The sequence below is a fragment of the Kribbella sp. CWNU-51 genome (assembly GCF_054073265.1).
In genome coordinates, this window is record NZ_JBSXMZ010000009.1 from 61,431 (window position 1) to 73,979 (window position 12,549).

14 protein-coding genes are annotated in these 12,549 nt (G+C 67.9%); 8 read left to right on the forward strand and 6 right to left on the reverse strand.

What is annotated here, in order from left to right; translation table 11 throughout:
• The first annotated feature begins 105 nt into the window (after positions 1 to 105).
• Entirely contained in the window at positions 106 to 2,103 is a 1,998-nt protein-coding gene (locus tag ACXC9Q_RS14105; RefSeq protein ID WP_457056953.1) for a hypothetical protein, read from the forward strand.
• A gap of 47 nt (positions 2,104 to 2,150) precedes the next feature.
• Here the strand turns inward: ACXC9Q_RS14105 and bfr are convergent, their stop codons facing one another.
• The 4 genes from bfr to ACXC9Q_RS14125 form a co-directional block, all read right to left on the reverse strand.
• Entirely contained in the window at positions 2,151 to 2,630 is a 480-nt protein-coding gene (bfr, locus tag ACXC9Q_RS14110; RefSeq protein ID WP_329481411.1) for a bacterioferritin, read from the reverse strand.
• Positions 2,617 to 2,826, reverse strand: coding sequence for a (2Fe-2S)-binding protein (locus ACXC9Q_RS14115; protein WP_329481412.1), 210 nt, complete (start codon positions 2,824 to 2,826; stop codon positions 2,617 to 2,619). The genes bfr and ACXC9Q_RS14115 overlap by 14 nt, the downstream gene beginning before the upstream one ends.
• A gap of 117 nt (positions 2,827 to 2,943) precedes the next feature.
• Entirely contained in the window at positions 2,944 to 3,450 is a 507-nt protein-coding gene (locus ACXC9Q_RS14120) for a GNAT family N-acetyltransferase (protein WP_457056954.1), read from the reverse strand.
• A 13-nt stretch (positions 3,451 to 3,463) separates the two neighbouring features.
• Positions 3,464 to 3,994, reverse strand: a complete 531-nt coding sequence (locus ACXC9Q_RS14125) for a DinB family protein (protein WP_457056955.1) — start codon at positions 3,992 to 3,994, stop codon at positions 3,464 to 3,466.
• Between the two features lie 108 nt (positions 3,995 to 4,102).
• On the opposite strand from ACXC9Q_RS14125, the gene ACXC9Q_RS14130 reads away from it, so the two are divergent.
• The 5 genes from ACXC9Q_RS14130 (at position 4,103) to ACXC9Q_RS14150 (ending at position 8,486) form a co-directional block, all read left to right on the forward strand.
• Positions 4,103 to 4,996 (forward strand): SDR family oxidoreductase, encoded by an 894-nt coding sequence (locus ACXC9Q_RS14130; protein WP_457057188.1) that lies wholly within the window; start codon positions 4,103 to 4,105, stop codon positions 4,994 to 4,996.
• A 200-nt stretch (positions 4,997 to 5,196) separates the two neighbouring features.
• Positions 5,197 to 6,021 (forward strand): alpha/beta fold hydrolase, encoded by an 825-nt coding sequence (locus ACXC9Q_RS14135; RefSeq protein WP_457056956.1) that lies wholly within the window; start codon positions 5,197 to 5,199, stop codon positions 6,019 to 6,021.
• A 165-nt stretch (positions 6,022 to 6,186) separates the two neighbouring features.
• Positions 6,187 to 6,981 carry an alpha/beta fold hydrolase gene (locus tag ACXC9Q_RS14140; protein ID WP_457056957.1) on the forward strand — a complete coding sequence of 265 codons (795 nt, stop codon included), beginning with the start codon at positions 6,187 to 6,189 and terminating at the stop codon, positions 6,979 to 6,981.
• A gap of 374 nt (positions 6,982 to 7,355) precedes the next feature.
• Positions 7,356 to 7,649 (forward strand): phosphotransferase-like protein, encoded by a 294-nt coding sequence (locus ACXC9Q_RS14145; protein WP_457056958.1) that lies wholly within the window; start codon positions 7,356 to 7,358, stop codon positions 7,647 to 7,649.
• 120 nt (positions 7,650 to 7,769) lie between these two features.
• Complete coding sequence (locus tag ACXC9Q_RS14150) at positions 7,770 to 8,486, forward strand: class I SAM-dependent methyltransferase (protein WP_457056959.1); 717 nt, start codon at positions 7,770 to 7,772, stop codon at positions 8,484 to 8,486.
• On the opposite strand, the gene ACXC9Q_RS14155 is transcribed toward ACXC9Q_RS14150, so the two are convergent.
• A complete protein-coding gene (locus ACXC9Q_RS14155) occupies positions 8,483 to 8,971 on the reverse strand; it encodes an NUDIX domain-containing protein (RefSeq protein WP_457056960.1) in 489 nt (162 codons plus the stop codon). The genes ACXC9Q_RS14150 and ACXC9Q_RS14155 overlap by 4 nt on opposite strands.
• A gap of 18 nt (positions 8,972 to 8,989) precedes the next feature.
• On the opposite strand from ACXC9Q_RS14155, the gene ACXC9Q_RS14160 reads away from it, so the two are divergent.
• A complete protein-coding gene (locus tag ACXC9Q_RS14160; RefSeq protein WP_457056961.1) occupies positions 8,990 to 9,751 on the forward strand; it encodes a hypothetical protein in 762 nt (253 codons plus the stop codon).
• On the opposite strand, the gene ACXC9Q_RS14165 is transcribed toward ACXC9Q_RS14160, so the two are convergent.
• Positions 9,717 to 11,096, reverse strand: a complete 1,380-nt coding sequence (locus tag ACXC9Q_RS14165) for an FAD-binding oxidoreductase (protein WP_457056962.1) — start codon at positions 11,094 to 11,096, stop codon at positions 9,717 to 9,719. The two genes, ACXC9Q_RS14160 and ACXC9Q_RS14165, sit on opposite strands and share 35 nt — an antisense overlap.
• 194 nt (positions 11,097 to 11,290) lie before the next feature.
• Between ACXC9Q_RS14165 and ACXC9Q_RS14170 the strand changes: the two genes are divergently transcribed.
• Positions 11,291 to 12,514, forward strand: a complete 1,224-nt coding sequence (locus ACXC9Q_RS14170; RefSeq protein ID WP_457056963.1) for a lactate racemase domain-containing protein — start codon at positions 11,291 to 11,293, stop codon at positions 12,512 to 12,514.
• The last annotated feature ends 35 nt before the right edge of the window (positions 12,515 to 12,549 follow it).

Genomic DNA, 12,549 nt, shown 5'->3' on the forward strand with positions numbered 1-12,549 from the left:
GAACGGGCAGCTCGGGGTGCGGTAAGCCGACCACTGCATCGCGGGTGCCGACGTGCTGACGTTCGGTCGTCACTCCTGTGGCACGCGACCAGCATGGAGGCACCCATGAAGTTCACCTCTCAGATGACCCGGCGCAGAGCGCTCGGTCTGGCAACTGCGTCCCTGATCATCTCCGCCGGCCTGATCACCCCGACAACCTCGTTGGGTGCGGCCGCCGGAGGTACGCGCGCGATCCCCAGCGGCGGAACGACGAGCATCCAGACGCGTCCGTTGGGAATTGACGGTCTCCAGCAGCCGGAACTGCGGCCCGGAGGCAGGGAAGAGGAGGAAGGCGACGGCGAGGCCGGTCAGTTCACCCGTCCGCGCCCGGGGTTCAAGAACGGCAAGTTCCCGAAGAAGCCGCTCGACGCGCCGGTCGTCGCGTCCAGCGCCGTGGCCGGCTCCAACCCGGACGTCCTGGCGAGTGTGAACGGCCTGACCCACCGCGACCAGCGCCTCGCCAACGGCGGTAACCAGTTCTCGGTCGAGCCGCCCGACCAGGCGCTGTGTGTCGGTAACGGGTTCGTCGTCGAGGCGGTCAACAGCGTGCTGCGCGTCCACAGCTCCGCGAACGCCGCCGCGCTGAGCGGGGTTCAGGACCTCAACACATTCTTCGGCTACCCGCCCGCGATCAACCGCACGACCGGCGTGATCGGGCCGCAGGTCATCGACCCGGTGTGCCTGTACGACCCGGACCACCAGCGCTTCATGGTGGTCCTCACCACCTTGGGCAGCCTGCCGAACGGCGACTTCACCGGCAAGAACACGATCGACCTCGCCGTGTCCAACACCGGCAGCCCGCTCGGAACCTGGACGATCTACCACGTCCCGGCGCAGAACGACGGGACCGACGGCACACCCGACCACGGCTGCACCCTCGACGGGGTCGTCCACGGGCCGTGCTTCCAGGACTACCCGCACATCGGCCAGGACGCCAACGGCGTGTACGTGTCGACCAACGAGTACGACCTGTTCGGGCCGAACTTCAACGCCGCGCAGATCTTCGCGTTCTCGAAGGCACAGCTCGCCGGCCACCCGGCCAGCGTCAACCTGACCCTGGTCGAGAACCTCGCGGTCGACGGTTCGCCGGGCTTCACCGTCTGGCCGGCCAACTCGCCGGCCGGGGAGTACTCCGGCGAACGGAACGGCACGGAGTACGCGCTGAGCACGATCGCCGGTGACGGCAGCGAGACCGGCAACCCGACCGGTACCGCGCGCCGGCTGGGCATCTGGGCGATCACCAACACCGCGTCGCTGAACACCGCGACCCCGAACCTCGGCATCACGAGCCGGCTGACGAACAGCCAGACCTATGTGGTCCCGCCGAAGTCGGACCAGAAGCCGGGGAACATCCCGCTCGGCGATTGCATCAACGACACGACGATGCCGACACCGTTCGGCCCCGGATGCTGGCAGGTCTTCTTCGCCCCCGCCGACGAACCCGCCCACAACGAGGTGGAGTCCACACCGGACTCGCTGGATTCGCGGATGCAGCAGACCTGGTACGTCAACGGGACCCTGTGGGGTTCCTCCGGTACCGCGGTCAGGGTGAACGGCGAACTCAAGGCGGGCATCGCCTGGTTCGCGGTGAGCCCGAAGATCAACGGCGCCGGCAAGATCGAGGGACGGGTGACCACGCAGGGTTACATCGCCCTCGCGAACAACAACCTCACCATGCCGGCCATCGCCTTCACCCCGGCCGGCAAGGGCGCGATCGCGTTCTCGGTCCTCGGCGAGACCAACTTCCCGAGCGCGGGTTACGTCCGCATCGACGAGCGCGGGTCGGTCGGACCGATCCACCTTGCGGCCGCGGGCCTCGGGCCGGCTGACGGCTTCACGTCGTACAAGGCGTTCGTCGGGGATCCGCCGCGGACGCGTTGGGGTGACTACGGCGCCGCCGTGACCGACGGCGGCAACATCTGGCTCGCGTCGGAGTACATCGGCCAGACGTGCACACTCGCGGAGTACTTCCCCTCGCCGGACCTGGCCGGCTTCGGAAGCTGCGGAGGCACGCGCACCAGCCTCGGCAACTGGTACACCAGACTCACCAAACTGAGTCAGTGAGCTGACGAACGACGGAGGGCGTCACCTGCGGGTGGCGCCCTTCGTGGTTACTTGCCGGGGTCGAGTTGCTGGGCGAGGTATTGCTGTACGCCGATCCGCTCGATCGCGTCGAGTTGGCTTTCGAACCAGTCGACGTGCTTCTCCTCGTCGCGGACCATTTCCTCGAACACCGCGGCGGTGCCGTGGTCGCCGAGGTCGTGGCACTCCTTCGCGCCCGCGTTGAACTGCGCCACCGCGGCGAGCTCGCCCTCGAGCCCCAGCCGGAGCATCTCCTGGGCGTCCTCGCCGACTGTGACGGCACCGAGCTTCTGCAGGTTCGGGTGACCGTCGAACAGCAGGATGCGGCTGATCAGCTCGTCGGCATCCTTCATCTCGTCGATGGACAGGTCGTAGAAGGCCTTGCCCAGGCGGCCGAATCCCCAGTTGTCGAGCATCCTGGCTTCCAGGAAGTACCCGTTGATCACCGTCAGCTCGAGTGTCAGCGCCTCGTTGAGCAGTACGACGACGCGTGGGTCAACCGGTTGCACTTGCGACCTCCGTGAACGAGGGTGCCGAGACCGACCTCCCATGCTGGCACAACAACCGCTTCAACGAGAAGACGCAGCCGCCACAGTTCCGTCCCGCCCCGGTCGCCCCGCACACCTGCGCGACCGTCCGGGCGCCGTCGGCGATACTCTCGCGGACGTCCCGGTCGCTGACGACCTCGCAGTGGCAGACGATCACACAGCTGAGGCTACCCTAACCATCCCGGGTCAGTCACGGTCGTGTCCGTCACATGGGCAGCATCCCCTACCGAGTGCTTTCAGCGCAGTGGGGGGGCGGTGTGAACCGGCGTCCCACTCAGCCGCGGAGGGACTTGGTGAACATCAGGTTGGCGGCGTCGTCGTTGCGGACCAGCTCACCCGGTGGGACCTGTTTGCCGTCGTACACCAGGCCGCGGCCGTCGGGCAGGTAGCCGCGGCGTACGTACATCCGTTGGGCGGTGCCGTAGTCGGCGTACAGCCCGACACCGATACCCACCACATCGGATCGCGAGGCAACCAGCGCTTCGGCCGCGTCCATCAGAGCGCTCCCGATCCCCCGCCGCCGGAACTTCGGCAGCACATTGAAGTCGGCGATCTCCGGGATCCCGTCGAACGGCTCGTACTGCGACTCCCACCGCACGGTGACATATCCGGCGAACTCGTCCGCAACGGTTGCCACCAGCACGTCACGCGACCCGACCCGCTGATCAGCCAGATACTTCTCGTACTGCGCCACCGGCTTGTCCCACCCGAGTGCGGTGAACGCGGCCGAGATCGCCTCCGGGTCGTCGTCCCGCAGCGCCCTGATCGCGTACTCGTCCACGAAAGTCCTCCGGCTAGCCCATCGTCTTCTGGCCGTCGATCGTCTCCCGGATGATGTCAGCGTGGCCAGCATGCTGGGCGGTTTCGGCCGCGATGTGCAGGAAGACCCGGCGCACAGTCCAGAAGACACCCGGTGGCTGCCAAGGCGCGGCCGGCAGCTCGTAGCTGGTGTCGAGGTCGAGCGTACGGACCAGGTCGTCGGTGGCCGCGGCGACCTTCTCGTACTCCGCGAGTACGCCGGCCAGCGTCTCACCCTCGGCGAGCCGGAACTGGTTCTCCCAGGCAGCGATCATCTCCGGGGTGTACTCGGTCTCCTCGGAGATCTCCTTGCCGCCACCACCCTGGGCGAAGTCGGCCCACGTCCGCTCGACCGCGGTGACGTGCTTGATCAAGCCGCCGACCGTCAGGGCGCTGACCGTACTGCGGGTGTTCGCCTGCTCGTCGGAGAGGCCTTGCGCGGTGTGGCGCAGAAAGTAGCGGTGCTTGGCGAGGAAGTCGAGGAGGTCGACACGTTCACCGGTCAGGGTCTGCTCGTTCGCTGTCATACCCCGAGCCTAAGAGGCATAGCGGACAACGTTTGACCTCTATTACGAAAGACGCTGGCTTCTGGAGTCCGGACGTACGAGCGTGGTCGTGAAGGGGTGGTGAGTGAGATGTTGCTCGTTGTCGGGGGAACCGGAGATCTGGGGCATCGCGTCGTACGGCGCCTGCGCGAACAAGGGAACGCCGTCCGGTGCCTGGTCCGCCCGGGCACCGACGACTCCGGCCTCCTCGAGATCGGCGTCGACGTCGTACGCGGTGATCTCACTCAGCCGGAGAGCCTCCGTGCCGCCTGCGCGGGAGTCGACACGGTGGTGGCGACGGCGACCGTGATCGGACGCCGGCTCGCCGGAGCGCGTACGCCGTCGATCCACGAGGCCGACGAGGTGGGGATGGCGTCGCTGGTCGACGCGGCCGAGGCCGCCGGGGTGGAGCGGTTCGTGTACGTCTCGTACGCCGGCGCGGATGCCGCCCTCGGTACGCCGCTCGAGCGCGCCAAACTGGCGACCGAACAGCGACTCAGCAGGTCGGCGATGCGTACCGTGATCGTCCGGCCCGACGCGTTCCAGGAGGTCCATCTGGCACCGCTGGGACGCTTCGACATGGGCGCGGGCAAGATCGCAGTGATCGGCAAGGGCGACACTAAGCGACGCTGGGTCGGCACCGACGACGTCGCCGCACTCGTCACCGCCGTGGCAGTCGAGACCGATCCACCCGCCGTCGTCGAGTTCGGCGGCCCCGAGGCCATCAGTCGCAACGAAGCCGCCTCGATGGCCGAGGAACTCACCCAGCGCCGCATGAAGGTGCAGCACCTGCCCCGGTCGGTCGCCCGGCTCGCGATCCGTCTGCTCGACAAGCGGAACGACGCTCTCGCCTCCATCTTCGGCGCCGGTCTTCTCCAGGACCTCCACGAGTCGCAGTGCGACGACGAGCCGTTGCGGCAGCGCGGCATCAAGCCGACGTCGGCCGGCGACTACCTCCGCGAGCAAGCCCGCCTGCTCCGCTGAGCCGTGTCCCAATAGCTACCGGCATCGGCGGTCGCGGGCTAAGGTGACGTGGGGGTGGTGAGGCCACCGAACCTGTTGCTGACAAAGGGTTTCGGGCCGTTGACGATCGGTTCGAGGCCCAAGACGTCGGGCGTTTGCGAAGCCTGCCCGAGGTCCCATCGAGTCATGCCTGGATGACGCACTTCGAGGGGGCAACACCCGTGGGAACGATCACGACCAGCGACGGTATCGACATCTTCTACAAGGACTGGGGCAGCGGTCAGCCGATCGTATTCAGTCACGGCTGGCCACTGTCGGCCGACGACTGGGACAATCAGCTGCTGTTCTTCCTGCAGCAGGGGTACCGCGTCATCGCCCATGACCGCCGCGGTCACGGGCGATCCACGCAGACCGCCGACGGTCACGACATGGACCACTACGCCGACGACCTGGCCGCGGTCGTCGAACATCTCGACCTGCACGACGCCATTCACGTCGGCCATTCGACCGGCGGCGGCGAAGTCGCGCACTACCTCGCCCGGCACGGCGAAGGCCGCGCCGCCAAGGCCGCGCTGATCAGCGCGGTACCGCCTCTGATGGTGAAGACCGACGCCAACCCCGAGGGGTTGCCCAAGGACGTCTTCGACGACCTGCAGGCCCAACTCGCGGCGAACCGCTCCGAGTTCTACCGCGCACTGCCGACCGGACCGTTCTACGGCTTCAACCGGCCGGGCGTGGAGTCCTCCGAGGCGATCATCGCGAACTGGTGGCGCCAGGGGATGATGGGCGGCGCCAAGGCTCACTACGACGGTATCGTCGCCTTCTCGCAGACCGACTTCACCGAGGACCTGAAGAAGATCAGCATCCCCGTCCTGGTGATGCACAGCGAGGACGACCAGATCGTTCCGTACGTCGCAGCCGGCCCGAAGTCGGCCGCGTTGCTGAAGAACGGGGTCCTCAAGACCTACAAGGACTACCCGCACGGCATGCCGACCACCCAGGCCGACGTGATCAACGCCGACCTGCTGGAGTTCCTGCGGTCGTAGCAGTCCGCCTGCCACGAGACCCGGGCCGGCCATAGCTTGAACAGTACGGCGTACATCCGTGCGCCGTACCGCAATCACCTACGACTTCGTCAAGCTCGACGCCCTCCCGGCGACAGTCGCGTGACGAAAGGCTTGTCGATGTTCAGAAAACGATCACTTCCGCGTGTGTTGACCGTGCTGGCCGCCGTACTGGCCGTGGTGCTCACCGCGGTGACGCCCGCCGCGGCGTCACACCCGAACGGACCCAAACCCACCATCGTGCTGGTCCATGGCGCCTGGGCCGACGGATCCAGCTGGTCCAAGGTCACCAGCCGTCTCCTGAACGACGGCTACACGGTCCGCGTACCACCGAACCCGTTGCGCAGCCTCAGCAGCGACTCCGCAACCATCAAGGACTTCCTTTCCACCCTGACCGGACCGATCATCCTCGTCGGCCACTCGTACGGCGGTGCCGTCATCACCAACGCGGCGACCGGCAACCCGAACGTGAAGGGGCTGGTGTACGTCGACGCCTTCGCGCCCGCGGCCGGAGAAACGATCCTCCCGCTGGTCGGCGCCGACTCGGCCTTGAACGTCCCTGATCCCACCACCGTCTTCGACATCGTCCCCTACCCGGGCGGGCCTCCCGGTGACGTGGATCTGTACCTCAAGCACGACACCTTCGTGAATTCGTTCGCCTCCGGCGTTCCGCGCCACGAGGCCGAGAACCTGTACCCGTCCCAGCGACCCCTCACGCTCAGCGCCGGAAACGAGCCGTCCGGTACGCCCGCGTACGCCACGATCCGGTCCTGGTACGTGCTCGGCACCCAGGACCTCATCATCACTCCGGACGCCCAGCTGTTCATGGCCACCCGCGCCCAGTCCACCATCACCCGAATCAAAGCCGGCCACCTAGGCCTCGTCTCCAAGCCGGCCCCCATCACCAAGGTCATCGAACAAGCCGCCCAAGCCAGCCGCTGACGGCTCACGCATCGCTGGGTCCGGGTTGCCATCCGGCTTCCCGGGCCCAGCGTGTTCCGTAGGCGACGGCCTCGCCGGGATCGGTCACTTTGTGCACCAGATCCGTACGGCGACGACCTCGGCGTACGGATCTGGTGCACAACGTCGCCCCCGCTGTAGCCCGAATGGGGCACCCACGGAAACGGGAGCCGGATATTCCGGCGCGTACTGGTGCAGATCGACAGGACGTGTCGGCTCAGGTCCGGCCCGCCGGCCGGTTTCACGCCTGAGGACGCCGCCCGACCACCACCCGTGGACCGACACATCCTGTCGAACTGCACGCCAAACGGGCGCGGCGGGCAACGACGTCGTCTGGATCACGTGCTCGGAGAGCGATGGCGACTGGCCGATTGCTCACCGCCTTTACTGGGCTCCGGGTGTATTTCGTAGGCGTTCGGTGCTCACTGCCCGAGCTGCGCCGCCGCGAACTCGAGCGCGGCAATCGCACGGTCGGTCGGGCCGAGCTTCAACTTCCGTTGGTGCATCAGCATGGCGTGTACGACGTGGAGGTCGACACCGAGGCACACACGCCGGCGCAGTGTGCGGCCCTGATCCGGGATCGGCTGGCTGCCGGACCGCCGACGGCCTTCGATCAACTGCGATCGCTACTGCCCACGCACGAGGACTGAGCGCCGTCTCCGCGGAACGCGTGGGTGAACTCCTCGACCACGCGTAACAATGCTCCCAACGCCTCGTCACGCCGTACGACGGCGGGCAAAATCGCTTGCGGGCCCCGGGAGAGTAGGACGGTGGGATATTCCGATGCGGATGCGGCTGAGCTCTATGACCTGCTGAACCCGTGGGGTAAGAGCGACGACTTCTACCTGTCGTTCGTGATGGATGCGGGTAGCGTGCTCGACGTGGGTTGTGGGACGGGCGGGCTGCTAGCCAAGGCGCGCGAGGAAGGGCATACCGGACGGTTCGCGGGGATCGACCCGGATCAGGCGATGCTCGAGCGGGCCCGGCGGCGGGTGCCGAACGTGGAGTGGATCGAAGGGAAGGCCGCGGATATCGCCTGGGCGGGTGAGTTTGAGATCGCGGTGATGGCGAGCAACGCATTCCAGTTCCTGGTGACGGACCTGGAGGAATCGCTGCAGCGGATCCGGACGGCGCTCGTCGACGGCGGCCGGTTCGTCTTCGGCACGCGCAACCCGGAGGTCCGCGAGTGGGAGAGCTGGAACCCCACCAACCCGTACGACGTCGTCGACCACAACGGACGCGAACTCCGGATGATCTACCACGTCGAGAAGGTCGAGGGCGACGTGGTCACGTTCACCGAGACGACCGCGCTCCGCGACGACACCCCGCTGCGCACCGACCGGGCCAGCCTCAACTTCCCCGGGGTCGACACGCTGAACGCCGTACTCACCAAGGCCGGCTTCACCGTCGAAGCGCAGTACGGCGACTGGTCGCGAGGCCCACTCACCTCCGCCAGCGAGAACATCATCACCGTCGCTCGCCGTTAGCGGGCCTGGAAAACCCCCGACGCGCGGAAGACGGCGTACAACTCCAGCACCACCCGCGTCGGCGGATGCAGGTCCGCCGGTGGTTGGTCGAAGAAGACCGCATCCAGCACCTCGTCCGCCGCAGGACGCAGGTCGCCGGTCCAGCGGCGAGCCTCGAAGCACAGGGCGAAGCAGTGCAGGACGTCACCGTTGGGATAGGTCAGGGTGTGGACGTCGGACTCCGACAGGCTGGCGAACGGGACCAGGTCCGCCTCCGCGACCACCAGCCCGGTCTCCTCGAGGAGCTCACGTGCCGCCGCGGACCGGAAGCTGTCGCCCGGCTCAGCCGCACCCGCGGGCAGCTCCCACAAGCCGGAATCCCGACTCCGCTGCAAGAGGAAGCGTTCGGCGTCGTCGACGACCAGCACTTGTGCGCCCGGCATCAGCAGCGGACGGGAGCCGAGCTGCCGGCGGATGTCCCACAGGTAAGAACCCTCGTACGTCATCGATGAGAGGGTAGGGGCGTGGACTGGGTGAGGCGTCGGGCGGGGTCGTTGCTGGCCGTGGGGCTGTGTTTCGGGCTGGCGTGGACGGCCGCGGTGACGTTGTCGATGCCGGGCTGGTTCGACCCGACCGAGGCCTGCACGCACAAGTTCCCGGCGGCTGCCGACAGTGCGGACGTGACCGTGCGGACGCGGTGGTTGCCACCGGCGGCGAGCTGCGACTTCGACGGCGACGTCCGTCAGTTCATGTCCCCGGCGCGGTCGGCGGTGCTCTCCGTGACCGGCGTACTGATCCTCGTCGTGCTGCTGACCAGCTTGGTCCTGACGGTACGGCGCCTGTCCGGCGAGCCCGGCCCGATCCGGGCGGCCGGCGACGTCAACCTCGGACGACGCAAGTTCAACCAGCTGACCTTCGGTGCCCTCGACATCGCCGTCGTGGTCGCGGTGCTCACGTTTCTCAACGCGACCGCGATCGTCTTCGGCGGTATCGCCGGCGGCGTCCTCTTCATCGTCGTCACGATCACCGGTCTGAGTGGCCTCTGCGTCCTGCTCGATCAGCACATGGGCCCACTTCCGAGTATGGCGCTCGACAGCAGGCGGCGCGGCACCGTCGCCGGAGTCACCGTGTTCGGGGTGATCTTCGCGGCGACCGCGCTCACCGGCCAACTGCCGTTCTTCCGTCTGTGGTCCGTCCCGCTGGGCGCGATCACCTACGCGGCGGTCGCAGCTGTGCAGTGGTCGCGGGTGCCTAACGAGGCCAGCCCGGCTCAATATTCTGGTTGAGGTGGAAGACGTTCTCGGGGTCGTACTCGCACTTGACCCGGGACAGCCTGTCGTAGTTCTCCTGGCCGAAGCCCGCGATCACCCGGTTCTGTCCTTCGTTCCCGATGAAGTTCAGGTACACGTACCCGGTCGACCATTCCTGCAGGTCCGAGCAGACGTCCCGCGCCCACCTGATCCCCCGCGCGTCGTCGGCCGGATCCGACCACAGCCCGAACGGGTGGACCACCCACGCGGCTTGGCGATGCGGCTGCGGCCACTTCTCGGCGCCACGCTGTACCGCACCGCCCCACGGCACGATCGCCTGCTGCGACGGTGACGGCGAGACCATGTCCTGCGCCCGGTCGGCGAACGCCGTGACCGCTGCATCCGGGAACGCGGACAGATGCTCCGCCGACCAGTAGTTGCGGAAGCCTGGCGGATCGTCGAGCGCCGACTGGATGTCGGCGTACGGCATCTCGGCGACCATCTCGGCCTCCGGGGCCAGCGCGAACAACGGCGCGAACACCTCACGGGTCTCCGCCTCGCTGCCGGCGTAGATCGCCGCCGCACCGACGATCAGCTCCCCGTGCAGGTGCGCGGGCACGAACTCCTCCGGCGGTCCGGTCAGATAGATCACGCCGCCCCCGAGCTCGTCCGGTGCGCCCTGCTCGATCAGATCCCGGTACGCGCGGAGCACGTCAGGACCCATCGACGCCGGCCACATCAGCAACGCCAACGTTGTCGTGGGCAACTGCTTGAGGTGGAAGGTCAGCGAGGTCGCCACGCCGAAGTTCCCGCCGCCCCCGTGCAGCGCCCAGAACAGCTCGGCGTTCTTCGTCTCGTCCGCGATCAGCAATCGCCCGTCCGCCGTGACCAGCTCCACCGAGATCAGCGCGTCACACGCGAGCCCGAACTTCCGCTCCAGCCAGCCGGATCCGCCCCCGAGGGTCAGTCCGGCGACCCCGGTCGTCGACGCCCGCCCACCGGTCGTCGCCAGCAGGTACTTCTGACCGGCCCGGTCGACATCACCCCAGGTCGCACCGCCGCCGACCCGCGCGATCCGGGCGAACGGGTCGACCTGGACGCTGTTCATCCGGCGCAGGTCCACGACCAGACCACCCTCGGTGACCGCCGTGCCGGCCACCCCGTGACCGCCGCCACGGACCGCGACCTCCAGGCCCTGGCCGACGCCGTACCGCACCGCCGCCTGGACGTCGGCCGCCGACTCGCACTGCGCGATCATCGCCGGCCGCTTGTCGATCATCCCGTTGAAGACCGTCCGGGCCTCGTCGTACGCCGCGTCGCCGGCTCGCAGCAGCACGCCCCCGAAACCCTGCGGTCTCGACCACTCGATCGTCTCGGACATGGTGGAACTCCCCCTCGCTCACACTCCCCCAGGTGATCCACCGATGGTCTATCGCCACCCGGACCCGGTCAACGCCTGGACGCTTACCCCGCGATGACGGGATCCCTTCCCTACCAAGGGCTCTCAGCCGGTCACAGCTGGAAACCAGGCACTCACCGGTCGACCACGGGACGAGAACGCCTAGGCTGGCTGTCATGGTCGACGTACTAGGTGGTGCGGGTGGGGTCCTGACCGAGGACGAGGTGATCGGTTTCGTCCGCGGGTCGCTGGCCGGTGCGGGGCTGGAGGGGCGCAGTGTGTGCGTGATCGTCCCGGACGCCACCCGCAGCTGCCCGCTCCCGCTGCTGCTGCGGGCCGTCCACGGCGCACTCGACGGCCGCGTCTCCCGGCTCACCATCTTGGTTGCCCTGGGCACCCATGCGGAGATGACCCCCGAGCAGCTCCGCGAGCACCTCGGCGCCGACTACCCGAACGTGATCAATCACGAATGGTGGAAGCCCGACACCTTCGCCGACCTCGGCACGATCAGCCCGGACCGGGTCGGTGAGATCTCCGACGAGATGCTGCGCGACGAGGTCCCGGTGCGGCTCAACCGCGCCGTGGTCGAGCACGACGTCGCGCTCGTCGTCGGACCGGTGTTCCCGCACGAGGTGGTCGGCTTCTCCGGCGGCAACAAGTACTTCTTCCCGGGCGTCGCGGGCCAGGAGGTCATCGACCTGAGCCACTGGCTCGGCGCCCTGATCACCAGTGCAAGCATCATCGGTACGCCGGGCACCACGCCGGTCCGCGCGCTCATCGACGAGGCCGCAGCGATGATCCCGGCCGAGAAACTCGCACTCTCCGTCGTCGCCCAGTCCGGCACCGACGCCCTGCACGCGATCGCCTTCGGCGACACGATCTCGTCGTGGCAGGCCGCCGCCGACATCTCGGCCCAGACCCACGTCCGGTACGTCGACCATCCGGTCGAACGAGTCGTGTCGGTGATGCCGTCGAAGTACCAGGACATCTGGACCGCGGCCAAGGGCTTCTACAAGGTCGAGCCGATCGTCGCGGACGGCGGCGAGGTCATCCTCTACGCCCCGCACGTCACCCAACTGGCGGCGATGCACCCGGAGATCGAGGAGATCGGCTACCACTGCCGCGACTACTTCCTCGGCCAGTGGGAGCAGTTCCGCGACCTGCACTGGGGCGTACTCGCGCACTCCACCCACCTGCGCGGCGCCGGCAGCTGGGATCCCGCGACCGGCGAGCATCTCCGCGTCCGGGTCACCCTCGCCACCGGCATCCCGGAGGACGTCGTGCGCCGGGCCAACCTCGGCTACCTGGATCCCGCGACCGTCGACCTGGCCGCGTACGACGAGGACCCCGGCACCCTCGTCATACCCAATGCCGGCGAGATCCTGCACCGGTTGATATAGGCAGGTCTTACCGAGGCGGCACCGGCACCGGCCGC

Excerpts from the sequence above, each read along its gene's own strand:
- ACXC9Q_RS14130 (WP_457057188.1), top strand. The coding sequence starts at position 4,103 with ATGTTGCTCGTTGTCGGGGGAACCGGAGATCTGGGGCATCGCGTCGTA.
- ACXC9Q_RS14105 (WP_457056953.1), top strand. The coding sequence starts at position 106 with ATGAAGTTCACCTCTCAGATGACCCGGCGCAGAGCGCTCGGTCTGGCA.
- ACXC9Q_RS14125 (WP_457056955.1), bottom strand. The coding sequence starts at position 3,994 with ATGACAGCGAACGAGCAGACCCTGACCGGTGAACGTGTCGACCTCCTC.
- ACXC9Q_RS14165 (WP_457056962.1), bottom strand. The coding sequence starts at position 11,096 with ATGTCCGAGACGATCGAGTGGTCGAGACCGCAGGGTTTCGGGGGCGTG.
- ACXC9Q_RS14145 (WP_457056958.1), top strand. The coding sequence starts at position 7,356 with ATGGCGACTGGCCGATTGCTCACCGCCTTTACTGGGCTCCGGGTGTAT.
- ACXC9Q_RS14170 (WP_457056963.1), top strand. The coding sequence starts at position 11,291 with ATGGTCGACGTACTAGGTGGTGCGGGTGGGGTCCTGACCGAGGACGAG.
- ACXC9Q_RS14155 (WP_457056960.1), bottom strand. The coding sequence starts at position 8,971 with ATGACGTACGAGGGTTCTTACCTGTGGGACATCCGCCGGCAGCTCGGC.